At 73.1% G+C, this 24,967-nt stretch carries 18 protein-coding genes and 4 pseudogenes; 13 read left to right on the plus strand and 9 right to left on the minus strand.

Annotated elements, in window-relative coordinates:
- A pseudogene (locus ABVB68_RS29665) lies at window positions 1–684 on the plus strand (serine/threonine protein kinase); the annotation flags it as partial.
- Between the two features lie 18 nt (window positions 685–702).
- Here ABVB68_RS29665 and ABVB68_RS29670 read toward each other — a convergent pair.
- The gene (locus tag ABVB68_RS29670; RefSeq protein WP_353604255.1) at window positions 703–1,509 is read right to left on the minus strand and encodes an SGNH/GDSL hydrolase family protein; all 807 of its coding nucleotides are present in this window, start codon (window positions 1,507–1,509) and stop codon (window positions 703–705) included.
- Between the two features lie 402 nt (window positions 1,510–1,911).
- Between ABVB68_RS29670 and ABVB68_RS29675 the strand changes: the two genes are divergently transcribed.
- The 5 genes from ABVB68_RS29675 (at window position 1,912) to ABVB68_RS29695 (ending at window position 9,191) form a co-directional block, all read left to right on the plus strand.
- Window positions 1,912–2,250, plus strand: a complete 339-nt coding sequence (locus tag ABVB68_RS29675; RefSeq protein WP_353604256.1) for a hypothetical protein — start codon at window positions 1,912–1,914, stop codon at window positions 2,248–2,250.
- Between the two features lie 367 nt (window positions 2,251–2,617).
- Complete coding sequence (locus ABVB68_RS29680) at window positions 2,618–3,439, plus strand: glycosyltransferase family 2 protein (RefSeq protein ID WP_353604257.1); 822 nt, start codon at window positions 2,618–2,620, stop codon at window positions 3,437–3,439.
- A complete protein-coding gene (locus ABVB68_RS29685; protein WP_353604258.1) occupies window positions 3,436–4,425 on the plus strand; it encodes a glycosyltransferase family 2 protein in 990 nt (329 codons plus the stop codon). Before ABVB68_RS29680 ends, ABVB68_RS29685 begins: the two co-directional genes overlap by 4 nt.
- On the plus strand, window positions 4,418–5,218 hold the full coding sequence (locus ABVB68_RS29690) for a polysaccharide deacetylase family protein (RefSeq protein ID WP_353604259.1): 801 nt from the start codon (window positions 4,418–4,420) through the stop codon (window positions 5,216–5,218). The genes ABVB68_RS29685 and ABVB68_RS29690 overlap by 8 nt, the downstream gene beginning before the upstream one ends.
- Window positions 5,211–9,191, plus strand: a complete 3,981-nt coding sequence (locus ABVB68_RS29695; protein WP_353604260.1) for a lipopolysaccharide biosynthesis protein — start codon at window positions 5,211–5,213, stop codon at window positions 9,189–9,191. Before ABVB68_RS29690 ends, ABVB68_RS29695 begins: the two co-directional genes overlap by 8 nt.
- 12 nt (window positions 9,192–9,203) lie before the next feature.
- Here the strand turns inward: ABVB68_RS29695 and ABVB68_RS29700 are convergent, their stop codons facing one another.
- On the minus strand, window positions 9,204–10,619 hold the full coding sequence (locus ABVB68_RS29700) for a glycoside hydrolase family protein (RefSeq protein WP_353604261.1): 1,416 nt from the start codon (window positions 10,617–10,619) through the stop codon (window positions 9,204–9,206).
- 131 nt (window positions 10,620–10,750) lie between these two features.
- Between ABVB68_RS29700 and ABVB68_RS29705 the strand changes: the two genes are divergently transcribed.
- Complete coding sequence (locus tag ABVB68_RS29705; RefSeq protein ID WP_353604262.1) at window positions 10,751–11,845, plus strand: DUF5925 domain-containing protein; 1,095 nt, start codon at window positions 10,751–10,753, stop codon at window positions 11,843–11,845.
- A gap of 15 nt (window positions 11,846–11,860) precedes the next feature.
- Window positions 11,861–12,631, plus strand: coding sequence for a DUF72 domain-containing protein (locus ABVB68_RS29710; RefSeq protein ID WP_353604263.1), 771 nt, complete (start codon window positions 11,861–11,863; stop codon window positions 12,629–12,631).
- Window positions 12,632–12,928: 297 nt separating this feature from the next.
- Here ABVB68_RS29710 and ABVB68_RS29715 read toward each other — a convergent pair whose 3' ends face one another.
- Window positions 12,929–13,300, minus strand: coding sequence for a GntR family transcriptional regulator (locus ABVB68_RS29715; protein WP_353604264.1), 372 nt, complete (start codon window positions 13,298–13,300; stop codon window positions 12,929–12,931).
- 72 nt (window positions 13,301–13,372) lie between these two features.
- On the opposite strand from ABVB68_RS29715, the pseudogene ABVB68_RS29720 reads away from it, so the two are divergent.
- Window positions 13,373–14,307: pseudogene (locus tag ABVB68_RS29720) on the plus strand (GNAT family N-acetyltransferase).
- Window positions 14,285–14,785, plus strand: coding sequence for a ribonuclease FAU-1 family protein (locus ABVB68_RS29725; protein WP_353604265.1), 501 nt, complete (start codon window positions 14,285–14,287; stop codon window positions 14,783–14,785). Before ABVB68_RS29720 ends, ABVB68_RS29725 begins: the two are co-directional and overlap by 23 nt.
- A 44-nt stretch (window positions 14,786–14,829) precedes the next feature.
- Here the strand turns inward: ABVB68_RS29725 and ABVB68_RS29730 are convergent, their stop codons facing one another.
- Complete coding sequence (locus ABVB68_RS29730; protein ID WP_353604266.1) at window positions 14,830–15,450, minus strand: class I SAM-dependent methyltransferase; 621 nt, start codon at window positions 15,448–15,450, stop codon at window positions 14,830–14,832.
- Between the two features lie 138 nt (window positions 15,451–15,588).
- On the opposite strand from ABVB68_RS29730, the gene ABVB68_RS29735 reads away from it, so the two are divergent.
- Both ABVB68_RS29735 and ABVB68_RS29740 read left to right on the plus strand, forming a co-directional pair.
- Entirely contained in the window at window positions 15,589–15,735 is a 147-nt protein-coding gene (locus ABVB68_RS29735) for a hypothetical protein (RefSeq protein WP_353604267.1), read from the plus strand.
- A gap of 174 nt (window positions 15,736–15,909) precedes the next feature.
- On the plus strand, window positions 15,910–17,016 hold the full coding sequence (locus tag ABVB68_RS29740) for a lytic polysaccharide monooxygenase (RefSeq protein WP_353604268.1): 1,107 nt from the start codon (window positions 15,910–15,912) through the stop codon (window positions 17,014–17,016).
- A gap of 225 nt (window positions 17,017–17,241) precedes the next feature.
- On the opposite strand, the gene ABVB68_RS29745 is transcribed toward ABVB68_RS29740, so the two are convergent.
- The gene (locus tag ABVB68_RS29745) at window positions 17,242–18,162 is read right to left on the minus strand and encodes an esterase/lipase family protein (protein WP_353604269.1); all 921 of its coding nucleotides are present in this window, start codon (window positions 18,160–18,162) and stop codon (window positions 17,242–17,244) included.
- 171 nt (window positions 18,163–18,333) lie between these two features.
- A pseudogene (locus tag ABVB68_RS29750) lies at window positions 18,334–18,535 on the minus strand (MarR family transcriptional regulator); the annotation flags it as partial.
- Between ABVB68_RS29750 and ABVB68_RS29755 the strand changes: the two are divergent.
- A pseudogene (locus ABVB68_RS29755) lies at window positions 18,530–18,628 on the plus strand (cupin domain-containing protein); the annotation flags it as partial. The pseudogenes ABVB68_RS29750 and ABVB68_RS29755 sit on opposite strands and share 6 nt — an antisense overlap.
- Window positions 18,629–18,733: 105 nt before the next feature.
- Here ABVB68_RS29755 and ABVB68_RS29760 read toward each other — a convergent pair.
- From ABVB68_RS29760 to ABVB68_RS29770, 3 genes are all read right to left on the minus strand, one after another.
- Complete coding sequence (locus tag ABVB68_RS29760) at window positions 18,734–19,708, minus strand: DNA polymerase Y family protein (RefSeq protein WP_353604270.1); 975 nt, start codon at window positions 19,706–19,708, stop codon at window positions 18,734–18,736.
- On the minus strand, window positions 19,705–23,226 hold the full coding sequence (locus tag ABVB68_RS29765; RefSeq protein WP_353604271.1) for a DNA polymerase III subunit alpha: 3,522 nt from the start codon (window positions 23,224–23,226) through the stop codon (window positions 19,705–19,707). The genes ABVB68_RS29760 and ABVB68_RS29765 overlap by 4 nt, the downstream gene beginning before the upstream one ends.
- Window positions 23,227–23,577: 351 nt before the next feature.
- Complete coding sequence (locus tag ABVB68_RS29770; protein WP_353604272.1) at window positions 23,578–24,660, minus strand: S1 family peptidase; 1,083 nt, start codon at window positions 24,658–24,660, stop codon at window positions 23,578–23,580.
- Window positions 24,661–24,967: the final 307 nt, after the last annotated feature.

Here is a 24,967-nt window from a genome sequence, read left to right on the forward strand (position 1 = left end):
GCGTGGCCGGACCGGCGGCCGGACCGGCGGCCGGAGCGCGACCGGCGCGCCGCCGTCGTCCTGATCGCGGGCGTGCTGGCGGTGGTCCTGGCGCTGGCGGGGCTGACGTACGCGCTGCTCCACCGGGGCGGTGGGGGCGGCGCGGCCGGCAGGGCGAACGACACGGCGAGCACCGGACGCGCAGGCGGCGGTGCGCACTCCCCCGCGCCGAGTGGCGCCCCCGAGTCGGACGGCGCGGTTCCCCCGCCCGCGCACGGGACCCCTTCGGCGAGCGGTGAGCCGGCCCAGTCGGTGAAGGTGCGCCTGGCCGGGGCGCACACGGCGTACGCGGGGACCTGTCCGCCGCCGGCCGCCCAGGCGCCGTCGTTCACGGCGACGTTCACGGTGGGGCGGCTGCCGGCGAAGGTCGAGTACCGGTGGGTACTGAAGCACGGATCGGTGTCGGACCCGGGGTGGAGGACGCTGTCCTTCCCGGCCGGCGGCGACAGGTCCGGGCAGGTGCGGGTGACGGTGACGGCGTACTCCGACGCGGGGACGATTCGGAACGAGATCGCCGTGGAGGTGCGTGGCCCGGTCCGCGTCACCTCGGAGTCCGTGCCGTTCTCGGTGACCTGCGTGACGGCGGAGACCCCTTCGGCAGGGGCCTCCGCGTCCGCCTCGGGCTCGCCCGGGAGTTCACCCTGACGGGCGAGCTCGTACGGGTCAGGCGGCGTTGGTGAGTACCGGCAGATAGCCGCCGGACTGCCCTGCCGCGGTGGGGTGGTAGGACTCGCCGATGCTGAGCCAGTTGACGCTGTGCAGCCAGGAGTTGCCGGAGCAGATCTCGTGGCCGGAGAACGTGGTGCGGACGTCGCCGAAGACGAAGCCGTGGGCGCCGGCGCGGGTCTTCACGGTGGCGTCGAGGAGGTCGGACGCGTCGTTGATCGCGGACCGCTTCGTCTCGGAGAGGCCGAGGCAGGTCTGGCCGAGCAGGTAGAAGCGGGGGTAGCCGATGACCACCACGCGGGCGGACGGGGCTTTGGCGCTGATCGCGTTGTAGACGGTGTCCAGCTTGCCGGGGAGCGTGTTGGTGACGTACGACCTCGCCGTGTTGATCTTGGCGAGGCAGTCGCTGTCGGACTGGATCACACAGGTCGTCATGACGTCGGCGAAGCCCGCGTCGTTGCCGCCGATGGTGATGGACACCAGTGAGGTGGAGGAGTTCAGGGAGCCGAGCTGGTTCGCGAGGACGTCGTCCGTCTTGGCGCCCGAGCAGGCGTTGAAGGCGAACGAGGACGGGCCGTGGGCGGCGTTCCACAGGTACGGGTACGCCTTCGTGCTGCGGTTGCAGTCACCGCTGGAGCTGATGTAGCTGCCGGAGCCCACTCCGGAGGAGTAGGAGTCACCGAGGGCCACATAGCCGCCGGTCGCGGCCGTGGGGGACGCCTGCGCCGAAGCGACCCCGGTGAGACCGAGGCCGGCGGCGAGGAGGAGCGAGGTAACGAATCCGGTAAGTCGGGAACGTCTCATGGAACCTCCCTTTAGCAGCATCTCTGCCGTAACTGTGGTAGCAACTACGCGTGTTGACGGGAAGTGTCCATGCCAAAACTCTTGGCGTCTCAACAGGATCAACGCAAAATGTTCACCACTCACCTATTGCCTGTGGCAGGTAACGCCCCTTGACGGTCCGTCAGGCGAGCGGCGACGGCCCCGGATCGAGCGCATACCAGGCGGGGGGTCGTCGTCTTGACGGCCCACCCCCGCCTGCGCCACATTGAAGTCCGGCATCCGGCGCGTCGGGGGGCAAACTCGCCCATGCAGACCTTGGGTAGCAAGACACCTTCGTCCGGCGGCTCCCCGCCCGACGCCCTGGGGGGGCGGCCGGGTCCGGGGAGAGATCCGTCGCCGCTGCTCGCGGGAGCCGCGACCGCCGTGGCAGCGGTGGGCGCACTGCTCGCGTCCATCGACTCCGCTTCTCCACTGCGTGGCCCGTGCGCGCTGTTCTTCCTGCTCATGGCGCCGGCCGCGGCGATCGGCACGGCACTGCGCGGGCTGGATCCGTTCGGCCGCGTCCTGTGCGCGCTCGCGGGCGCGGTGGCGGTCGACATGCTGGTCGCCCAGTGCATGCTCGCGCTCCACCGGTGGTCGATCCGCGGCGGGGTGGTCGCGGTGACCGTGCTGAGCCTGTCACTTCTGCTCCTCGGCCTGTTCCGGCAACGGATCTCCGGAAGACGGGCACAAGAGCGAACAACGAAGACCAAGGTGGTGTAACGGCCGAACCAGGAAAGAAGCAAGGAAACCTGGCAGGTCTTGCCTTTCGGGTTCCATCGTCAATACCGTCATGGATCTCACTCGCACCGGTACGTCGGCATACGGCTCCAGGGGGAGGGCTCAGGGCCGCGGCGTCTCCGGGGCGGGGCGCGGTAGGGGGGTGCCGTGCTCGGTGAGCGCAACCGTCACCGAGCCGTGCCGCGCGACCGGCTGCCGTTCTTCCGCGGCTGCCCGGCCAGCTTTGCCAGCTCGTCTGCGGGCACGCGGATCGGTCCACCGTGCCTAGGACGAGAACCCCCCTTTCGAACCGGACACACAGCAGGGCCGCCCGGGGGTGGGCGGTCCACCGGACGAGAGGGAAAAACTCATGAGTTCCGTTGTGCGCCCGCCGAGTTCGGGCAGCGACCCGTCACTCCACGCCGGCTATCGGCCCATCTCCTCCCACCTGGCGATCACTCCGCCGGTGAGCGTGGTGATCCCCGCCATGAACGAGGCGGAGAATCTGCCCTACGTCTTCAAGTCACTGCCCGGCTGGATCCACGAAGTCGTCCTGGTGGACGGCAATTCCACGGACGGCACGGTCGACGTCGCCCGCTCCCTGTGGCCGGAGGTCAAGGTCGTCGATCAGCACGGCAAGGGCAAGGGGGATGCCCTGATCGCCGGATTCGAGGCCTGCAGCGGCGACATCATCGTGATGGTCGACGCGGACGGCTCCGCCGACGGCAACGAGATCGTCTCCTACGTCTCCGCGCTGGTGTCCGGCGCGGACTTCGCCAAGGGGTCGCGCTTCGCCAACGGCGGCGGCACGGACGACATGACCTTCATCCGCAAACTCGGCAACCGGGCGCTGTGCGCGGTCGTCAACCGCAAGTTCGGCGCCCGCTACACCGACCTCTGCTACGGCTACAACGCGTTCTGGCGGCACTGCCTCGACAAGATCGACCTCGACTGCACCGGTTTCGAGGTCGAGACGCTGATGAACATCAGAGTGGTCAAGGCGGGGCTGAAGGTGCAGGAGATCCCGAGCCACGAGTACCTGCGCATCCACGGCACCAGCAATCTGCGGGCCGTCCGCGACGGGCTGCGGGTGCTGAAGGTGATTCTCGCGGAGCGCTCCAACCGGCGTGACCTGCGCCGGCGCACGAACCGCTCGCCGCTGCCGCACACCGGGCGGGGAGAGGTGTCTTGAGCGGTCCCGGCATCTCCGTCGTGATCTGCGTGTACACCGAGGACCGCTGGGAGGACATCCTCGCGGCGGTCTCCTCGGTGCGCGCACAGTCGTATCCGGCGCTGGAGACACTCCTGGTCGTGGACCACAACCCGGCCCTGAAGGACCGGCTGGCCCGCGAGTACCAGGACACCGAGGGCGTGCGGATCCTGCCCAACGCGGGCCCGCGCGGCCTGTCGGCGGGCCGAAACACCGGCATCGCCGCCTCCCACGGCGAGGTGATCGCCTTCCTGGACGACGACGCCGTGGCCGAACGCGACTGGCTGCGCCGCTTCGCCGGGGGCTACGCCGACCCGCGGGTGATGGCGGTCGGCGGCCGCACGATGCCGGTCTGGGCGTCGGGCCGGCGCCCCGCCTGGTTCCCGGAGGAGTTCGACTGGGTGGTGGGCTGCACCTACAAGGGGCTGCCGCCCGGCCGGGTGCGGGTGCGCAACGTCCTCGGCGGCAACGCCTCCTTCCGGCGCACGGCGTTCGAGGCGGCGGGCGGCTTCGCCACCGGCATCGGCCGCGACGGCGACCGCCGCCCCCTCGGCTGCGAGGAGACGGAGCTGTGCATCCGCCTCGCCCGGGCCCGCCCCGGCGCCGTCCTGCTCATCGACGACCGGGCCGTGATCCACCACCGGGTCCCCGGCCCCCGCGAGCACTTCGCCTACTTCCGCACCCGCGCCTACGCCGAGGGCCTGTCCAAGGCCCTGGTCGCCCGGAGCGTGGGGGCGGGCAAGGGCCTGGAGTCCGAACGCCGCTACGTCACCCGGGTGTTGCCGGCCGGGGTGGTCCGGGGCCTGCGGGACGCCCTGCTCGGCAGACCGGGCGGGGCGGGGCGCGCGGGGGCGATCGTCGCCGGGGTGCTCACGGCGGCGGGCGGATACCTCGTGGGCAGTGCGCGGGCCCGGCGGGCGGCGACCACCTTCCGCGTCGTACCGGTCGGCGGAGGCGCACATGACTGACACGCCCGTGCCCATCCTGATGTACCACTCCGTCGCGACCGCTCCCAACGACGCCACCCGCGCGCTGTCGGTCGCTCCGCAGGCCTTCGCGGAACAGATGGCGCTGATCGGCGACCTGGGTCTGACCCCGGTGACCACCACCGCCCTCGCCGACCGCTGGCGCTCCGGCCGGCCCCTGCCCGCCCGGCCGGTGCTCATCACCTTCGACGACGGCTACGAGGGTGTGCACCGGCACGCCCTGCCCGTCCTCGCCGAACACGGCTTTCCGGCCACGCTGTTCGTCTCCACCGGCTGGCTCAAGGGCCCGTACGACACCGGAGGCGGCCTCGACACCATGCTCGACTGGCCGCAGGTGCGCGAACTCGCCGCCGCCGGGGTCGAGATCGGCGGGCACAGCCACACCCACCCGCAGCTCGACCAGCTCGGCGACGGCGAACTGCGCACGGAGCTGACCCGCTGCGCGGAGATCGTCGAGGACGCACTCGGCACCCGGCCGGTGTCGTTCGCCTATCCGTACGGCTACTCCAGCCGTCGGGTCCGCCAGGCCGTGCGGGCGGCCGGGTACGCCCAGGCGCTCGCCGTCGGCAACGCCCTCGCGCGCCGCCGCCAGGGGCCGTACGCGCTGCGCCGCGTCACGGTCCGCCGCGGCACCGGCGCCGAGGAGTTCGAGCGACTGCTCGAAGGCCGCGCCCTCACCCGCGCCTTCGCCCGGGACCGTGCCCTCACCAGGGGGTACGCCCTCGTCCGCAGAGCCCGCCAGGTCCGCCGGAAGGCCATTCGTTCCCGTGTCTGACACGACCACCACGACCGAGAAGGAAGCGCCCGGCGCCCAGGCGCCCGCGACGAACCGGCGCCGTCTGCGGCTGCCCGGCACGGGGCGCTCCCCCGGCGGCAGCCCGTTGTTCCGCAACGCCTACGCGCTGATGCTCAACACCGGCATCTCCGCCGTCCTCGGACTCGGCTTCTGGCTGGCCGCGGCACGCTACTACTCCGAGTCCGCGGTCGGCCAGGGCTCGGCGGCGATCGCCGCGATGAAGTTCCTGGCCGGGCTCACCGCGGTGACCCTGACCGGCGCCCTGGCCCGCTTCATCCCGGTGTCCGGGTCCCGCACCGGCCGGCTCGTTTTCCGTACCTATGCGGGCAGTTCGCTGATCGTGGCGCTGGCCGCCGGTGTCTTCCTGGTGACGCTGGACAGGTGGGGGCCGTCGTACCGGTTCCTGCACGGCCCGGTCAACGGACTCGGCTTCGTCGCGGCCGTCGTCGCCTGGAACCTGCTCACCCTTCAGGACGGTGTGCTGACCGGGCTGCGCAGCGCGCCCTGGGTACCGGTCGGCAACACCGTGTTCTCCGCGGTGAAGCTGGCCCTGCTCGCCGCGTTCGCCGCCGCCGTGCCGACCACCGGTGTCTTCGTGTCCTGGGTGGCCGCGATCGCCTTCTCGGTGGTGCCGCTGGGCTGGCTGGTGTTCCGGCGGCTGGTGCCCCGGCACGTCGGGCGGACCGCGGGCCGCGCCGAGCCGCCCACGCTCAGGGAGGTCGGGAGGTTCCTGGCCGGGGACTACACCGGCTCGCTGTTCTCGCTCGCCGTGATCTACCTCGTTCCGGTGATCATCGCGTCGCAGGTCAGCTCCGCGGACAACGCCTACTTCTACATCGCCACCACCATCGGCGGCACGACCGACCTGCTCGCGATCAACATGGGCGCGTCCCTCACGGTCGAGGGCTCGCACGATCCGGCACGGCTGGCGGCCCACACCCGCGCCGCGCTGAAGCGGATGGCCCGGATCATGCTGCCGATCGCGGGCCTGCTGTTCCTCGGCGCGCCCTGGATCCTCGGTGTGTTCGGCGAGGGCTACGCGCAGGCGGCGACCCCGCTGCTGCGCTGGCTCGCCGTCGGCTCGGTCCTGCGGGTCGTGATCGAGACGTACTTCGCGGTGCTGCGCGCGCAGAGCCGCACCGCCGGACTCGCCTGGCTCCAGGGCCTGTTGTGCGTGCTGGTGCTGGGCCTGACCCTGCTGCTCCTGCCCCGGACGGGGCTGACCGGCGCGGGCGTCGCCGAGGCCGGCAGCATCGCGGTGATCGTGGCGATCACCGCGCCGAGGCTGTGGCGGACGGTACGGTCGGCGCCCGCCGCCCCACCCGACACGGCGGCACCGGACGGCGACCTCGCCGACCTGGGGATGCTCCCGCGCGCCCGCCTCCGCCCGCGCAAGGGGGACCCCACCGCCCCGGCCGGCTCCCCGGCACGCAGGCGCAGCCCGGCGTGGGCGCTGGACGCCGACACGCTGGGCCTCGGCATCCATCTCGACTTCGACCACGCCGAGCGCCGGCCGGACGTCCGGCCGGGCCCCGGCACACCGCCCACGGGCACACCGGTACCGCCGCCCGGCACCCTCTCCGCACCGGCCGACGGGTCCCGCTCGAAGACCGGCGCCCCCTCCACGACGGCCGACGGGTCCCCCGCCAGGACCGGCACTCACTCCACGACGGCCGACGCGTTCCCGACGAAGACCGCCACTCCCTCCGCGACGGCCGGCGTGTCCCCCGCGAGGGCCGGCGTGTTCTCCGCGAGAACGGGCCTGCGCCTCTCGGGAGTGTCCGCTCGCCTCACCGGGAACGGGCGCGAAGCCGCCGGGGCGGACGGAGCCGCGGTGCAGGATGCGGTGCCCGGGGAGCGGGCCGTCCGTGCGTCGCTCCGGGAACGGCTGCTGCCCACCCGTTCGGGCACCGCCCTGGGGTGTCTGCTGACCGCCGCGCTGCTGCTGTACTGGGTGCCCGCGCTCCGGCTCGGCGAGGCCGACCTGGACCGGATGGGCGGTCTCGGGCTGATCTCCGTGCTGCCGCCGGCCACCCTGGTGGGGGCGGCGCTGCTGATCACGGTCTTCGCCGCGCTGCTCCGGCTGCGCGGCGAGCACCGGGCGCTGCTGCTGGTCACGCTGGTGGCCACCGTGGTGTCCCTGCACGCTCTGCCCGCGGTGATCGAGACCGCGCCGCGGTTCCCCACGGCCTGGCAGCACCTCGGCTTCATCGACTACATCGACCGCACCGGCTCCGCCGTGCCGGACCTGGACGCCCGCTGGAGCTGGCCCGGCTTCTTCGCCGTGGCCGCCTTCGCGGGCCGGGCCTGCGGTGTCACCGACTTCACCGAGATCATCCGCTGGTGGCCGACCGCCGTCCAACTGGTCTACCTGGCACCGATGTTCCTGCTCACCCGGTCGCTGCGGGCGAGCTGGCGGGCCAGGTGGACCGGGGTCTGGATCTTCGTGCTGAGCGGCTGGGTCGGCCAGGACTACTTCTCCCCTCAGGGCTTCACCTACCTGCTGTACCTGACCTTCGCGGCGATCCTGCTGGTCTGGTTCCGTCCGCCGCGCGTGCTGTGGAGCGGGCTGCGGCCCGGCGAGGCCGAGGTGGAGCCCACCGACCGGCGTCAACGTGCCGTGCTGCTGCTCGTGCTGGTCGGCCTGTACGCGGCGAGCGTCCCGGCGCACCAGCTCACCCCGTTCGTGATGCTCGGCGTGCTGGCCGCCCTGGTGGCGGCCGGGCGGTGCGAACTGCGGGGCCTGCCCCTGCTGTTCGCGGTGCTGGTCGCGGTCTGGGTCGGCTTCATGGCGGAGCCGTACTGGTCCGGGCACTTCGACGACCTCTTCGGCGGGGTGGGCGGGGTGGGCGGCAACGTCTCGACGTCCGTCTCCGGCCGCATCCAGGGCGGGAGTCCGACGCACAAGCTGGTGCTGTACACCCGGGTGCTGATGGCCGGCTCGGTGCTCGCACTGGCCTGCTGGGGCTGGTGGCGGCGCCGCGCGCACCGGTACCGCGAGAGGTCCCTGCCGATCCTCGTCCTCGTGCCGTTCCTGGGCTTCGGCATGCAGTCGTACGGCGGTGAGATGGCGCTGCGCGTCTTCATGTTCGCCGTGCCGGGCGCGGCCCTGCTCGGCGCCCTCGCCCTCTTCCCGCGCACCGGCGCGACCGCCCCGGCACCGGCCACCGCGCCCGAGACCGCCACCGCCACCGCCACCGCCCGGGAACGCGCCGCAGCGCGGGCGGGGCTCGCTCCGCTGGCCGCGCTGCTCACCGGGCTGCTGCTGATGGGCGGTTTCCTGGTGGCCCGCTGGGGCAACGAGCCGTTCGAGCGGGTCCGGCCGGGCGAGGTCGCGGCCATGGACTGGGTGTACGCCCACGACAAGCCGACCGTGCGGCTGCTGTGGCTGACCCAGGACCCGGTCAACGACGTGACACCGGCGATGCCGTGGGGCGCCCGGGACATGGAGCGGGTCGACTATCTGCCGACGTTGGCGCCGGCCGACCCGGCGCTGGCGTCGGGCCTGGTCAAGGCGCTCAGGGACGCGGGCCCGAACTCGTACCTCATGGTCAACCGGAGTCAGGTGACCTATCTGGAGCTGGACGCGGGCTACTCCACGGACTGGGAGTCCCGGCTGACCGGGAACCTGGACGGCCGCCGGCAGCTGACGAAGGTCCTGGTCAACGAGGACGTCACGCTGTACGCGCTGCGCGAGCGGCCGGCGGGTCCGGTGCCGCGGCCGGATCCGGGGCCGATCGGGCCGCAGGTGACGTGGACGCCGTGGTCGGTGGTCGGCGCGCTGGCCGCCGTGGCCGTGGTCCTGCTGCTGACCGCCCGGGAGGTGGTGCGGGTGGCGGTCCGGCCGAGCGTGCGCCGGCTGCGGCTGCTTCAGGGGTCCTTCTGGTTCTCGCTGCCGCTGCTGGCCACGGTGCTGGCCTCGCTGGTGCTGCGGTTCCTGACGATGAAGTGAGCGTGCGGTGGCTCAGCGGTCGAGCCACTTCACCTCGTAGGCGCGCAGGTCGAACCGCCTGCCGTCGACCTCGGCGCTGATCGTGCGGTTGAGGGTGTTCACGACCAGGACGGTCCTGTCGTCGGCCAGTACGCGGACGTTGGGCCTGTGGTCGGCGGCGACCGGCACGGACGCGTACCTCGTCCCCGGCGGGAACGCCTCGGCGAACCTGGAGACCAGGCCGTACATGGGCAGGGCCCGGCCGCCGTCCGAGCCGCCGGTCGGCGTCCACAGGCAGCCGGCGCAGGCGCCCGACCGCTCCTGCGGGTTCCAGTAGAAACCCGATCGGGCGCCGCCCTTCGCCATGGCGATCATCCCGGTGGCCTGGACCGCCACCCGGTGCGGTTCGCTCCAGCCGTCGCGCTCGTCGTCGGCGCCGCCGGGTTCCACGTAGTACTCGGCCCACCACAGCGGCAGGCCGTGCGTGCGGCGCCGTACCCACGCGCCGACCGCGGTGAGTTTGCCGGTGGCCGCGAACTCGTCGGGGAGCAGTTCGTCGTCGCGGGTGTAGCTGGAGCCGTCCACCACGGCGAAGTCGGCGCCCGCCTTGTGCTCGTTCCAGTAGTCGAAGGCTTCCAGGACCCGCTGGTCCATGGCGCCCCAGGGGCCCTTGAGGGTGGCGGAGGCGTTCGGGTCGCGCGGGTCGACGCTGTCCATCGACAGGTACGGGCCGCCGACCATGATGTCCTTGCCGACCTTCTTCAGGGCCCGGTACACGAGGTTGTACATCCTGGTGTAGCCCTCGTAGTCCCAGCGGGACCGGGCGTCGTTCCAGAATCCCTTGAACTCGTTCCAGACGATGAAGTGCCGCACGTCGGGGTAGCGCCGGGCGACGGTCGCGGCGAGGTCGGCGAAGTCCCGGTAGTGGCCGGCGGTGGGGGCGGTCTCCAGGGCGGCCCGGCTCCAGTCCGTGTCGCCGGCCCCGGCCTTGCCGCCCTTCATCCAGTCCGGGGCGCAGCACAGCGTGATCACGGGGGTGCCGCCGGAGGCGCGGACGAAGTCGATGCGGCGGTCCAGCGTGCCGAAGTCGTAGTGGCCCCGGACCGGTTCGGGGTTGTCCGCGCCCCAGCCCATGATGTGCTGGTTCTGCGGCAGCCCGCCGCCCTGTCCGAGCAGCTGCCGTGCCCGCCGGGTGGCGGCCTGCCCGCCCTGGTCGGCGCTGTACTGGGTGTGCGTGAAGCCCCAGCCGACGTCCGGCGACGGTGGTGCGGCGGGGAGGGCGGGGGTGCCGTGCACCTTGTCGCCGTCGCGGGTGGTGCCCTCGGTACCGGGAGCGCCGGACGGCGTGCCGAGCAGGGTCACGACCAGGGCCAGCACCGCGGCGCCCACCCCGAGCAGGGCGATGAGCCGCCACCGCCGAGTCCCCGCATCCCACCCATGACGCGCCATCGAGGACAACAGTAATGGGGGAGGCCGGACGGGGGGCAGGTCTTGGAAAGACCTGGCACCGGCTCGGAACACCCGGAACGAGCGGCTTCAAATGCCGTGCGCCGGGCCCGTCCGTGCCGGATCATGGCGGCATGTCCGCCAACCCACACGACGCTCTGCCGATCCGGCTCCACGTCGACGACTCCGACTCGCCGTCCGACGTCGTCGACGCGCTGTTCCTCGGCCGCTTCGCGACGGGCGAGCAGCCGTACTCGCACGCGGTGAACATCGACCGCGTGCGCTCCGGCGCGACCCTGCTGCCCGACGGCGCCCGCGTGCTGCGGGTCGCCCGCGACGACGACCGCAGCGCCACCCTCGCCGAGGGCGAGGGCTGGACCCTGCTGGTCTCGCGCTGGAACCGGGGCGCGGACGTGACGGTCACCGCGACCACCGACGAGCTGGCCGAGCGGATCCTCGGCCAGGCCACGGACGGCGCGGCCGACGAGCCCGAACCGCAGCCCGAGAACGTGACGATGGGCTTCTGGTACGTCTCGCCGAGGCGCGGCCCGCACCGCACCACCCGGCAGATCTCGGCGGGCACCTGGAACGAGGTCCGGCCCAACTACACCGGGCCGGTGGCGGACGCGATGGACCGTCTGATGAAGACGACCCCGGAGGACATCGCGGGCCGGCTGCTCCTGCTGCACGGGCCGCCCGGCACCGGGAAGACCTCCGCGCTGCGCACCCTCGCCCGCTCCTGGCGGGACTGGTGCCAGGTCGACTGCGTCCTCGACCCGGAACGCCTCTTCTCCGACGTCGGCTACCTGATGGACATCGCGATCGGCGAGGACGACGGCGCGGGCAAGGGCCGCTGGCGGCTCCTGCTGCTGGAGGACTGCGACGAGCTGATCCGCGGTGAGGCCCGGCACACGGCGGGCCAGGCCCTGTCCCGGCTGCTGAACCTCACCGACGGCCTGCTCGGTCAGGGCCGCAACGTCCTGGTCGGCGTCACCACCAACGAGGACCTGGAGCGCCTGCACCCGGCCGTGGTCCGCCCCGGCCGCTGCCTGGCCCGCATCGAGGTGGGCCCGCTGACCCGCCGGGAGGCGGTGGACTGGCTCGGCACCGAGGAGGGCGTCGGCCGCGACGGGGCCACGCTCGCCGAGCTGTACGCGCTGCGCCGGGGCACGACACCGACATCGGTGCCGGGCGCCCGGGAAGGGGCGGACGCGGGTCTGTACCTGTAGTGCTTTGATGGTGCCATGACCTTGTTCGTCGGCACCTCGGGGTGGCAGTACAAGGACTGGCGGGACGTCGTCTACCCGGCGGGGGTCCCGACCCGGCTGTGGCTGGAGGAGTACACGCGGCTGTTCGCGACGGTGGAGCTCAACAACGCGTTCTACCGGCTGCCCTCACGCGAGAACTTCGCCGCCTGGCGCGAGCGGGTGCCGCCGGACTTCGTGGTCGCGGTGAAGGCCAGCCGCTATCTCACCCACATCAAGCGCCTGAAGGAACCCGAGGAGCCCGTCCACCGGCTGATGACCCACGCGGCGGGCCTGGGCGACCGGCTGGGGCCCGTCCTTCTGCAGCTGCCACCCACCCTGCGCGCCGACCCGCCCCTGCTGGACGCCTGTCTGGCCTGCTTCCCGCGCGGCACGAGGGTCGCGGTCGAGCCGCGCCACGACTCCTGGTGGACGCCCGAGGTGCGCAAGGTGCTGGAAGCCAGGGGCGCAACCCTGTGCTGGGCGGACGTCCTGGCCCGCCCCGTCACCCCGCTGTGGCGCACCACCGACTGGGGCTACGTCCGCTTCCACCAGGGACGCGCCCGGCCCTGGCCGCGCTACGGGCGCCGTTCCCTGGACACGTGGGTCGACCGCATCGCGACGACCTGGTCGGACGGGGAGGACGTGTACGCGTACTTCAACAACGACCCGGGGGGTGCGGCGGTGGCGGACGCGGGTGCCTTCGGCCGAGCGGCCGCCCGGGCGGGGCTCACGGTGACGCGGATCCCGGAACCGTCCCGGCACGGCTGACGGACTCCCGGCGCGCCGACGCCCGGCCACGGGCCTGCCGGTTCGGCTCGGCAACGGCGCCGGCCGACACGGCTCGGCACGGCGGCACGGCACGGCCGATACGGCACGGCACGGCTGGGCACGGCCGGCACAGCACAGCTGGGCACGGCACGGCACGGCACGGTACGGCATAGCTCGGCACAGCACAGCTGGGATCAGCTCGGCGAACGGTGTTCGGCGACGGCGACGGCGACGGCGACGGCGACGACCCGTACGGCTCAGCGACGACGCTCGGTTCAGGGGCCGGCTCGGCTCGGCTCAGCGCTGTCCGTAGGCCGCGCGCAGCGCCTCGCGCACCGCGGCCAGCGCCTCGGGCTCCCCGAGTCCGAGGCGGCGTACCCGCTCGGCGTACGCCTGAGCGGCCAGGGACGCCTCGCGCTCCGCGGCAGAGCCGGCGGCGGCGACGAACGTGCCGTTGCGCCCCCGCGTCTCGATCACGCCGTCGCCCTCCAGCGCCCGGTACGCCTTGGCCACCGTGTTCACCGCGAGCCCCAGGGACTCGGCGAGCCCCCGCACGGTCGGCAGCCGGTACCCGACCGGCAGCGCCCCGGACCGCGCCTGCTCGGAGATCTGCGCCCGCACCTGCTCGTACGGAGGCGCGCTGTCATCGATGTGGATCTTCAGGCTCACAACGCCGATTGTCCCGTACCCGGGGGAAAATGAGAGGCACCCCGGCTTTCCCGCCGCGTACGGTGCCTGCCCATGACAGTGATCGTGCGTGCACTCCGCCCCGACGTCCCTTCCGACGCCGAGGGTTTCGCCCACGTCCGCCGCCTGGCCCTGCCGTACATCCTGTTCACCGCGGAGTCGGTCCGCCACACGGCCGCCCATGTGCACGCCGACGCCCGCTACCGGCCGCTCGTCGCGGAAGAGGACGGCGAGATCATCGGCACGGCCCAGGTGCATCTCGCCCACGACAGCCCCGAGCCGGGCCAGGGCTGTCTGAACGTGTACGTCCGCCCGGACCGGACCCACCGCGGCGCCGGGCGGCTGCTGGTCGCGGCCGGCGAGGCGTACCTGGCCGAGCAGGGTGCGACCAGGTTGTTCGCCTGGGCGCTCGACGAGCCCCCCCCCACCGCGCCTTCGCCGAGCGGCGCGGCTACACCCGGGGGCGTTCGGCCCATTTCCTCCGTCTCGACCTGGCGCACGGCCGCCTCCCGTCCCTGCTTCCGGTTCCGCCGGACGTCGAACTGCGCCCCGCCACCGACTTCGCGGACGATCCCCGGCCGCTGTTCGAGCTGGACGCGGAGACGGTGCGGGACGAACCGGGCGATGTGGCCGTCGAGTTCAGCGACTACGAGGCGTGGCTGGAGGAGACCTGGCGGCATCCGCTGCTGGACCGGAAGCTGACCACGGTCGCCTGTGTCGCCGGCCGCCCCGCCGCCTTCACCGTGGCCTACACCGACGGCGCCGGCCGCTACACCACGGCCATGACCGGCACCGCCCGCGCCCACCGCGGCCGCGGTCTGGCCAAGCTGGCCAAGGTGCACGCCCTGCACCGGGCCCGCGCCGCCGGTGTCACCGAAGCCTTCACCGGCAACGACACCGGGAACGACCCCATGATCGCGATCAACAAGTGGCTCGGCTACGAGATCTGTGCCACGGAGGTGCGCTATGTCCGCGAACTCGGCCGGTGAGCCGGTGTGGTGGCAGGTCGTCCTGGTCAAGGCGGGCCGTACGAAGATCCGTTACCCGGCCGAGCTGCTCCGGGACGACGGGATCCGGATCGCCGTCCGGGCCCCCTGGGCGGGCTCCGGCGTCCGCGACTTCGGCTTCGTGCGCTTCGAACCGGGGGACGTGTTCACCGAGTACTACTGGCGCGACCGCTGGTACTCGGTGAAGGAGGTCCGCGCCGCGGACGGCGGCGTGAAGGGCTGGTACTGCGACATCACCCGCCCCGCGGTCGTCTCCGGCCGGGAACTGGTCGTGGAGGACCTGGACCTGGACCTGTGGCGCTCCGCCGACGGGTCGGAGGTGCGGCGCCTCGACGAGGACGAGTTCGCCGAGAGCGGGCTGACGGAGACGGACCCGCAGGCCGCGTCCGCCGCCGTGGCCGCCCTCGACGAGCTGGAGGCGCTGGCCCGCGCGGGCGGCTTCGGGACGCTGCTGACCTGAGCACCGGACCCTCCGGCCCGCTCACGCACAGCCCCCACCCGGCCTCACACGGTCGCGACCACCGCGTACCGCTCGTCGTCCACGTCCCTCCCCCACAGCAGCGGGTCACCGGACAGCCGCTCCACGGACACCTCCTCCGCCAGCGGCTCCAGGAGGGCGGCGAGCCGGGCGGCGGGTATGCCGACGGGGTGCAGGGCGCCCCAGACGCCTTCGACCAGCACGAATCGGCCGCCGGGCCGCAGCAGGCCCCGCCAGTGCCGCAGCGCCCCGGCCGGGTCCGGCAGCGTCCACAGCACATGCCGTACGAGGACCGCGTCGAAGTGCCGCCGCCCCACCGGCGGGGTGGCGGCCTCGCCCTGCAGCACCACCGCGTCGTGCCCGGCGAGCTTGGCGCGGGCCCGTTGGACCATCGCCGGGGACCGGTCGACGGCCGTGACGCGGTGGCCCTGTTCGGCCGCGAGGAGTGACAGGGTGCCCGTGCCGCAGCCGAGGTCCAGGAGGTCGGCCGGGCGCTCGGACAGCCAGGTCCGGAGCCTGGCGGCCCAGGCCGCTCGGACTTCCGGGTCGCGCAGTCCGTGGTCCGGCTCGTCGTCGAAAGCGGCGGCCTGTGCATCCCAGTCCACGATCGGGGCATTCGCAACCGTGGGCCCGTTCTCTCTCGTCATGACCAGAGAGTGACAGACGCCACTGACAACCCGGACGTGACAGCCGCCACTGACAGAGCCGCATCGATGAGGAACTCTCGCCGAAAGCGTCTGCCTCCGTGACGACACGGGATCCGGCAGGCACCGAAGGAGGCAGTCATGCGCCGTGTGACCGTGCGGAAGCCCCTGAAGAGGACGGACAGCCGCCGGATCCGCGAAGAGGCGCAGGAGCGCCCCTCGGGACATCTGCAAGCGCGTCCGGAAGTGCGCAAGGACGTCGCACGCACCTGGTGGCCGGACGGCTGACGCCGCCGGGGCCCCCGCCGGCACCCATCCTGAGCGCAGTCTGAGCCTCCCCTTAACGGCACCATAAGGATCTCCTCCACCCGTCTCCGGCGGGCGGTTCCACGGTTTTCCGGGGCTAGCTTCTGATCACCCCACGGGATCCAGTCCCCCACGGACCGTTCGGAGGAGTTCCGCATGCCCGCTCGCGCCCGCCGCAAGGCCGCCGCCGCCCTGACCGGGTTGACCCCGCTCGCCCTCACCGCTCTCGCCGCGGCCCCCGCGTCCGCCCACGGCTCGATGGGCGACCCGGTGAGCCGGGTCTCGCAGTGCTACGCGGAGGGGCCGGAGAGCCCGGATTCGGCGGCGTGCAAGGCGGCGGTGGCGGCCGGCGGCGCGCAGGCGCTGTACGACTGGAACGGCATCCGGATCGGCGACGCGGGCGGCCGGCACCGGCAGGTGGTCCCGGACGGCAGGCTGTGCAGCGCGAACAACGACGAGTTCAAGGGCCTCGACCTGGCCCGCGCCGACTGGCCGGCCACGAGCGTGCACAGTGGCTCGTACACCTTCAGGTACCGGGTGACCGCCCCGCACAAGGGCACCTTCGAGGTCTATCTCACCAAGCCCGGTTACGACCCCGCGAAGCCGCTGGCCTGGTCCGCGCTGGATCTGGAGCATCCGGTGGCGACGGTCACCGACCCGGTTCCCTCGGGCGGCTTCTACACCTTCTCCGGCTCGCTCCCCGAGCGGTCCGGGCGTCAGCTGCTGTACGCGGTCTGGCAGCGCTCGGACAGCCCGGAGGCGTTCTACTCCTGCTCGGACGTCGACTTCGGCGGAAGCGGAAGCGGAAGCGGCGACACCGATACCAACGGCAACGGCAACGGCAACGGCAACGGCAACGGTGGTACCGCGGACAACGGCAGCGCGGCGGACACCGGCGGCAAGGGGGGCGCCGGCGGCAAGGGGGGCGCCGGCCGTGCGGGAGACGCCGGGGCCGCCCCGGCCACGGCCACCCCGGCTCCGGCCGCCTCCGCGCCGTCCGACGAGCAGATCGCGGCGGGTGCCGACAGGTCGACGATCGAGCACCACGGCCACGGCGACGACGACGCGAGCACCTCGGCGGAGCCCGGCGCCCCGGCCGACCGGCCGATGGCCGCCGGGTCCCCGGGGAACCTCGCGGAGACCGGCGCGTCCGCCGGCACCTCGTACCTCGCGATCGGCGGCGCGGCGACGCTGGCGCTCGGTTCGGCGGTGCTGTTCGCGTCCGTGCGCCGGCGCGCCACGGCCGGCGGCCACCGCCGGTGAGGTGTTCCGGGGCCCCTCCGGCGGCTCAGGCCGGACGGGCCCCGGCGGCGCGCTTGGCGCGCCAGGTCCTCAGGTATGACAGGTCCCCAGGTGTGACAGGGCCTCAGGTATGACGGAACCTCGGGTGTGACGGCACCTCGGACATGGCGGGCACTCAGGTGCGTCGGCGTCCTCAGACGTTCAGGTGCCTCAGGCGCGTCAGCCGGATCGGGGGCGTCAGGCGCGTCAGCTGAAGACGGACGCGCAGGTCGTGGCGGTGGCGTGGGCCGGGTCGAGTGCGTTGGCCACCTCGTGGAAGGCGATCCGGTCGATCAGGCCGATCGCCACGTGTTCGGAGAGGTCGAGCGGGCACAGGTCCTGCAGCAGGACGTTGTGGACGTCCGAGCCGTTCAGGTACTGGGTGCGCCAGGGGGTGACGACCTCGTCGTGCTGGGTGGCGATGACCGTGTAGTGCACTCCGGGGACGGTGTCGCCGCCCGCGTTGAGCTTGGTGAGGAACGCCGATCCCCTGAGCTGGTCGGCGAGGCCGGGGGTGGTGGCCTTGATCAGGTCCTCGGCGCCGGGGAAGTACGGCAGCAGGTTGGCGAAGCCGTCGAGGTCGGTGCCGTGGTTGTCGGGGGCGATGCCGACGAGGGCGTTCACCTTGGCGGCTCCGCCGAGGAACTTCAGGTAGTAGCGGGGCATCATGCCGCCCTGGGAGTGGCCGACGAGGTCGGCCTTGGCGGCTCCGGTGGCGGCGAGCACCCGGTCGACGTAGGCGGACAACTGCTCGGCCGACCTGTCGATGGGGCCGAGGCCGTAGAAGAGCGGAACGCCGGTCAGCTGACCGTAGTCGAGGGAGAAGACGCAGTACCCGCGGTCCTTCAGATAGGGCGCGAGGGAGAGCCAGTTGTCGACGGAGTTGCCCAGGGTGCCGTGGACCAGGACGACCGGGCGGGGGTGGGCGGCGGAGGGCTTGCAGGAGAAGTCGTTCCAGCCACTGCCCGAAGCGGCGGCGGCCTGAGCGGTGGCAGCGGCGGGGGCGGTCCCGGCAGCATGGCCGGTGCCGGTGCCGGTGGCGTGGGCGGTGGCGGCGGGTACGACGGCGACGGCGGCGGTCAGCAGCAACGCGGTGAGGGGTCTGAGCACTCGCTTCCAGGGCAGCATCGAGTGATCTCCTTGCGGCTCAGAGGGAGGTACGACGGCCTGACCCTGTGATCCGGATCACGAGGATGCTGTTCACTCGTCAAGTTACGAGCGAGTAGTGCAAGTGTGAAGTTACGCGTCAGTAAAAACTTCCAGCGGTAACCGGCGCGTCACCGGAACGCTGACGGATCATCACCAGGCGGGCTTGATCGGACCATAGGGGGCGATCCGCATCAATGGGACCCGCAACACGCGCACTTCCCCCTCGCCCAGCAGTTCGTCCCATCCCCCCACCACATCGGCGGCCGCCGCCTCCGCCGCCCGCACACAGGCCCGCCCCGCGCTCCGTCGGCACCACCAGCCGGGCCCGCGCATCGCCGGGGTGCGACCGCCGGACCACACCGCGATCTCCTGGGTCACCACCTCCGCCTGCGTGGAGGCACGACTCGCGGACGGCACGCGCGCCGCTCCGCCGTGGGCCGGCTGAACCTGCCCGGGGAGACCCCGGGCGCCCCTCGCCGGGAGACCGGACGAGCCCTTCCTGGGGGCCGGGCGGAAGCGGCCCCTCCCCGGGAGGGCGAGCCGCCGCCCGCTACGCCGCCAGTCTTCCCGGTATCACCGCCCGCGGCCCGAACTTCGCCCGCGCGCGGTCCGCGACCTCCTCGATGCGGCGGACCTTCTCGTCCACGGGGTCGAAGGTGAGCTGGTGGGAGGCCCGGTCGGCCGGGGTGAGACCCTCGGCGCGCAGGGCGAGCGCACGGACCCGGGCGCGCTGCAGGCCGAGCGCCTCGTACATGCCGTAGGCCGTCCCGGCCAGGGCCGCCGAGTGCGCGGTCGGTTCCTTCAGGGTGCGGCTGCGGGTGGTCGAGGAGCGGTCGGCGTAGCGCACGGTGAGGGTCAGGGTGCGGCAGACCTTCTCCACCGCGCGCAGCCGGACGCCGATCTCCTCGGCGGCCGACAGCAGCGCCCTGCGGTGCCGGTCGGGATCCAGTTCGTCCACGTCGAAGGGGCGTTCGGTGACCAGGGAACGCGAGACGGCGTTCGGGACGACCCGGCTCCGGTCGATGCCGCTCGCCTTCTCGCGCAGTTCGCGGCCCGTCTTCGCGCCGATCAGCCGCTGGAGCGTGGACAGCGGCGCGGCGGCGACCAGGCCGAGGGTGTCCAGCCCGTACTCGCACAGGGTGCGGGTGGTCGCCGCGCCGACGCCGGGCAGCGCCGACACCGGCAGGCCGGCGAGGAACTCCGCGATGCCGTCCGGGTCCTCGGGCACCGCGCAGGTCACCCCGGGCCGGGCGGCACGCAGCGCCACCCTGGCCAGCATCGGGCCCGGACCGGCGCCGATCGCACAGTCGACGCCGTACCGGGCCAGGGCCCGGACCCGGATCACCGAGGCCAGTTCCACGGCGCTGCGCCCGAAGTACCGTTCGGCGCCCCGGAGATCGGCCAGCGCCCCGTCGGGTGGCAGCGCCTGGACGACCGGCGTGAAGTCCTCCAGCAGTCCGAGCAGCCCCGGCAGGGCCGTCTCGTACATCGGCGGCAGCTGGAAACGTACGCAGAGGATGGTCATCCCGCACTCCCCGGACTCTGGTGCCACAGTTTCCTTCCCACCGCGGGCCCCTCGCCCGCGGGGCGCAGATCCGCCCAGGGGTGCATCTCGTACCCCGTGGGCATACGGATCGTCCGGCCCTCCATCGGGTCGCGGGCCGCGGAGCCGGCCGGTGGGGGCAGCCCGTCGGATCCGGCGAGCCGGGCCCGGGACGGACCACCGCCGTCCCCTGCCGCCGATGCGTCCCGCGCCCTCGTTCCGTCACCCGCCGTGCCGGACGGTTCGGCCAGCCGTGCCGCCACCCCGTCGAGGCCCTCCTCGCCGCGCACGTCGACCAGTTCGGCGAGGTTCCAGGCGGCGGCGCCCACCACGCTCAGGCTGCGCGGGCCGCGCCGCTGCACCACTCCGCGCACCAGCAGCAGCCAGGAGTGGAAGACGGTGTGCGCGCAGGCGTCGTGGGAGTCGTCGAAGAAGGCGAGGTCGACCAGGCCCGTGCCGTCGTCCAGCGTGGAGAAGATGACCCGCTTGCCGGACCGGATCGGCGGGGTCTGGGTGGCCGCCTTGGCGCCCGCGACCAGCACGGTCTCGCCGTGCCGTGCCTCGCGCAGCCGGCGCGCCGAGACCACGCCCAGCTCCTTCAGGAACTCCCGGTGGTCGTCCATCAGATTGCGCGAGGCGTCCATGGACAGCACGCCCAGCTCGGCGCTGAGCCGTTCCGCCGAGGACAGGTCCGGCAGCCCGGCCGGTGCCGTCCTGCGGCCCCCGGCCAGCGGGAGCTGGCCTCCGCCGCCGCCCCGGGCGCCCCGGTGCAGCTCGGTCAGATGCAGTTGCAGATCACGCCGGTTGGCGCCGAACGCGTCCAGTGCGCCCACCTGCGCGAGCCGCCCGGCGAGCGGCCGGCTCGGCCGGGCCCGCTCCCAGAAGTCCAGCAGCGAGGAGTACGGCTGCCCGTCCTCGATCCGCCGCGCCTCGGCCTCGCTGATGCCGTGTACGTCGCACAGGGCGAGCCGCAGCCCCCACACCGCCGGTGATTCAGACACCAGTTCGATCCTGTGTGCGACTCCGGAGACATTGACGTCCAGCGGCAGGATCGGCACCCCGCGCCGCCGCGCGTCCGCCAGCAGCAGCCGCTTGGGGTACATGCCGGGGTCGTGCGTGAGCAGCCCGGCGTAGAAGGCGGCGGGGTGATGGGCCTTCAACCACGCCGACTGGTACGTCGGCACCGCGAAGGCGACCGCGTGCGCCTTGCAGAAGCCGTACGACCCGAAGGCCTCGACGATCTCCCAGGTCCGTCCGATCGTCTCCGCGTCGTACCCCCTGGCCGCCGCGTGCTGCGCGAACCACACCTTGATCCGGGCCTGCGACTCCGGATCGGACAGCCCGCGCCGGATCCGGTCGGCCTCGCCCCGGCCGCAGCCGGTCATGACGGCGACGATGTCGATGACCTGCTCGTGGAAGACGACGACCCCGTACGTCCCCTTCAGCGGCTCCTCCAGGTCCGGGTGCGGATAGCGCACCGGCGCGCGCCCGTGCCGGGCCTCGATGAACGGCCGCACCATGTCGGCGGCGACCGGTCCGGGCCGGAAGAGGGAGATGTCGACGACCATGTCGTGGAAGGTGGCCGGCTGCAGCCGTCCGACCAGGTCACGCTGGCCCGGCGACTCGATCTGGAAGCAGCCGAGCGTCTCGGTGGAACGGATGAGCCCGTACGTCGCCGGGTCGCCCGGCGCCAGCGCGTCCAGGTCGACCCGCTCGCCCGACACCCGCTCGACCTCGGCGACCGCGTGCGCCATCGCCGACTGCATCCGCACGCCCAGCACGTCCAGCTTGAGCAGCCCGAGGTCCTCCACGTCCTCCTTGTCGAACTGCGCCATCGGCAGCCCCTCGCCGCTGGTCGGCACCACCGGCGTACGGGCGAGCAGGGAGGCGTCGGAGAGCAGCACCCCGCACGGGTGCATGGCGATCCCGCGCGGCAGGGCGTCGAGCGCCTCGACCAGCTCCCAGAGCCTGCCGTACCTCTCCTTCTCCCCCGCCAGCCGTTTCAGCTCGGGCAGTTCCTCCAGCGCCGCGCGCGCGTCCCGCGCCCGGATGTGCGGAAAGGACTTGGCGACCCGGTCGATCTCGGCCGGGTCCATGGACAGGGCGGCACCCACGTCCCGGATCGCGTGCCGGACCCGGTAGGTCTCCGGCATCGAGACGGTGGCGACCCGCTCGCCGCCGAACCGGTCGATGATCGCCCGGTACACCTCGAGCCGGCGCGCGGACTCCACGTCGATGTCGATGTCGGGCAGCACCACGCGTTCCTTGGACAGGAAGCGTTCCATCAGCAGTCCGTGCTCGACCGGATCGGCGTGCGCGATCCCGAGGAGGTGGTTGACGAGCGACCCGGCTCCGGAGCCGCGCGCGGCCACCCGGATCCCCATCGCCCGTACGTCGTCCACGACCTGAGCGACCGTCAGGAAGTAGGAGGCGAAGCCGTGGTGGGCGATGATGTCCAGCTCGTGGTGCATCCGCTCCCAGTACGCGCGCCGGCCGCCGTGGCCGAGCCGCACCATGCCCGCGGCCGCCCGCGAGGCGAGGGCCCGCTGGGCGGTGCGGCGGCCGGCGCCGACGAGGTGCGGCTCGGGGAAGTGGACGGTGCCGATGCCGAGGTCGTCCTCGGGGTCGACCCGGCACTCGGCGGCGGTGGCCCGGGTCTGCTCCAGCAGCCGGTGCGCGGTGTCGCGCCGGTACCCGGCCGCCTCCACCACCCGCTCGGCCACCTGGAGCATGGCGCCCGCGTCCTTCAGCCAGGCCTCACCGGAGTCCAGCTCCCCGCGCGGGTCGATCGGGACCAGGCGCCGCGCGGCGTCGAGCACGTCGGCGACCGGCCCCTGACCGGGGTCGGCGTACCGGACGGCGTTGCTCAGCACGGGCCGCACCCCCTGCTCGGCGGCGAAGCCGACGGTACGGGCGGCGAGCCGCAGGGAACCGGTCCCCGTGCCGGTGCGGCCGTGCCAGACGGCCTCGAGGCGCAGGGCGTCGCCGTAGACCTCGCGCCACGGGGCCAGCAGGGTCGCGGCCCGGTCGGGCCGTCCCGCGGCGAGCGCGCGTCCGACGTCGGAGCCCGGACCGAGCAGGACGACCAGTCCGTCGCCCTGCTGCCCGGACCAGGGCAGCAGCGGAGCGCCCCCGCCCGCGTGCGCGGCCGTGACGAGCCGGCACAGGCCGGCCCAGCCCCGTGCGCCGTCCCGGGCGAGGAAGGTCACCCGAGGGGCCGACTCGTCGAGGAAGGCGCCGCCCCGCACCGGGGTACGGCGCCGCTCACCGCGTACGGCCTGGGCCGGTTCCACCGCCAGGTCCACCCCGAACAGCGGGCGGACGCCGACCTTGGCGCAGGCCTTGGTGAAGCGGACCGCGCCGGCGAGGGTGTCGCGGTCGGTGAGGGCGAGGGCGTCCATGCCCCGCTCCGAGGCGCGCTCGGCCAGCCGCTCCGGGTGGGACGCCCCGTGCCGCAGGGAGAACCCGGAGGCGGTGTGCAGATGCGTGAAACCCGGCACACGCACCTCCCCGCACTCGTGAGTCCCGAACGACTCTCGAACATCAGTTCCCACTTCCGCACTCCACCATACCCCCATTCCCGAACATCTGTGCGACACGCGCTCGGCCGCCTCCCACCTGCGTAAACACCGCGCAGACCGCGTCTGCGGGGACATGACACAGCCACCCGGGGACCCGGCTCGGCGGGGCCACCCACCGCGCCGGGCAGGCGGAGCAGCGTTCTCCCTCCATCCCGGCCCCCGGCCCCGGCAACGGCCCCGACCCCGACCCCCGCCCCAGCCACGGCCCCGAAAAAAACGATCTCCCGCCCCGGGCGCCCGGGGCGGGAGATCATGGGGGTCGCTGCCGGTTCAGCCGATCCGCGCTCCCGTGGCCGACAGGGCCGCGGTGACCGGCTGGAAGAACGTCTCCCCGCCGGAGGTGCAGTCACCACTGCCGCCGGACGTCAGCCCGATCGCGTCGCTCCCCGAGAACAGCGAGCCGCCGCTGTCACCGGGCTCGGCGCACACGTCGGTCTGGACCAGGCCGCCGACCGAGCCCTCGGAGTAGTTGACGGTGGCGTTCAGGCCGGTGACCGTGCCGGAGTGCACCTGGGTGGTCGAGCCGCTGCGGGTGACCTTCATCCCGACGGTGGCCTCGGCGGCGCCGGTGATCTGCTGGGTGGAGCCGTTGTAGAGGTCGACCTCGCTCGGGTGGTCGACCTGGGCCGTGTACGCGACCAGGCCGAAGTCGGTGCCCGGGAAGTGGGACTCCGCGTTCCGCCCGATCTGCTTGCCGCTGGAGTCCGTCCAGGTCGAGATGGACTCGGTGCAGTGCCCGGCGGTCAGGAAGTACGGCTGGCCGCCCTTGACCACGTTGAAGCCGAGCGAGCAACGCCCACCCGAACCGGTGATCGCGTCACCCCCGGCGATGAAGGGCTTGAACTCTCCCCTGGAACGCTTCAGTTCGGCCTTGCCGCCGAGTCCGTCGATCACCTTGGCCAGCTTGTCCCACTGCGTTTCGGACACCGTCCGGTCGGCGGTGACGACGACCTTGTCGCCGACCGGGTCGATCGCCCAGGAGGTGCCGGGGATGGTCGCGTCCTTCTTCAGCGTCGCCCGCGCGGCGCCGAGTTCGGCCAGGGAGTTGGTGACGATTCTGGCCTTGGCCCCGGCCGCCTCGACGGTCCTGGCGGCGGCCCGGTCGAGCACGTTCACGACGAGGCTCTTCGCGTGGGCGTCGTAGTAGCTGCCCGCCCCGGCGGCGCCGAGGTCGCCGTTCAGGCTGGAGGCGAGCTTTCCGGCCGCCGGCGCGGACAGGACCCGCAGCTCCGGCGCGGGCTTCGCGGGCTCGCTGGCGTTCGCATTCTGCAAGGTGACACCCGCGGCGACCAGTGCGGCGATGCCCGCGCCGGTCATGGCGGTCCGCCGGCCGGTTATGCGTCGGTGCTTCAAGTCACGTCCTCCTGTGGGGGCCGGCCGGTGAGGTTGTGGGGGCCTGACGGGCCGGAAGGCTGGTTGGCGGGCGCCCACTCTTCCGAACCGCACAGGGAGCACACAAGGTCGACTTCAGGACGCGCGCACGGAGGACCTGCGCGCCCCGTTCGGCACGGCCGCGCGCCCCCACGTCAGGGAATTCGCGCAGCAAACACTACGAGCGAGTAACCGCCAGGCGGACCGCGATCGCCGCCCGTGGCCGAAAACCGCCCCCGTATCCGGCCGTTCCGCCCAGCCGAGAGCCCCCGCACGCGGCATGGCGTGC

The organism is Streptomyces sp. NPDC096012, from assembly GCF_040426375.1.
Lineage (GTDB): Bacteria > Actinomycetota > Actinomycetes > Streptomycetales > Streptomycetaceae > Streptomyces.

Bases quoted from the DNA above. Each gene is read 5' to 3' on its own strand.
- ABVB68_RS29670 (WP_353604255.1), bottom strand. From the start codon at position 1,509: ATGAGACGTTCCCGACTTACCGGATTCGTTACCTCGCTCCTCCTCGCC.
- ABVB68_RS29680 (WP_353604257.1), top strand. From the start codon at position 2,618: ATGAGTTCCGTTGTGCGCCCGCCGAGTTCGGGCAGCGACCCGTCACTC.
- ABVB68_RS29690 (WP_353604259.1), top strand. From the start codon at position 4,418: ATGACTGACACGCCCGTGCCCATCCTGATGTACCACTCCGTCGCGACC.
- ABVB68_RS29700 (WP_353604261.1), bottom strand. From the start codon at position 10,619: ATGGCGCGTCATGGGTGGGATGCGGGGACTCGGCGGTGGCGGCTCATC.
- ABVB68_RS29705 (WP_353604262.1), top strand. From the start codon at position 10,751: ATGTCCGCCAACCCACACGACGCTCTGCCGATCCGGCTCCACGTCGAC.
- ABVB68_RS29710 (WP_353604263.1), top strand. From the start codon at position 11,861: ATGACCTTGTTCGTCGGCACCTCGGGGTGGCAGTACAAGGACTGGCGG.
- ABVB68_RS29725 (WP_353604265.1), top strand. From the start codon at position 14,285: ATGTCCGCGAACTCGGCCGGTGAGCCGGTGTGGTGGCAGGTCGTCCTG.
- ABVB68_RS29730 (WP_353604266.1), bottom strand. From the start codon at position 15,450: ATGACGAGAGAGAACGGGCCCACGGTTGCGAATGCCCCGATCGTGGAC.
- ABVB68_RS29735 (WP_353604267.1), top strand. From the start codon at position 15,589: ATGCGCCGTGTGACCGTGCGGAAGCCCCTGAAGAGGACGGACAGCCGC.
- ABVB68_RS29740 (WP_353604268.1), top strand. From the start codon at position 15,910: ATGCCCGCTCGCGCCCGCCGCAAGGCCGCCGCCGCCCTGACCGGGTTG.
- ABVB68_RS29745 (WP_353604269.1), bottom strand. From the start codon at position 18,162: ATGCTGCCCTGGAAGCGAGTGCTCAGACCCCTCACCGCGTTGCTGCTG.
- ABVB68_RS29760 (WP_353604270.1), bottom strand. From the start codon at position 19,708: ATGACCATCCTCTGCGTACGTTTCCAGCTGCCGCCGATGTACGAGACG.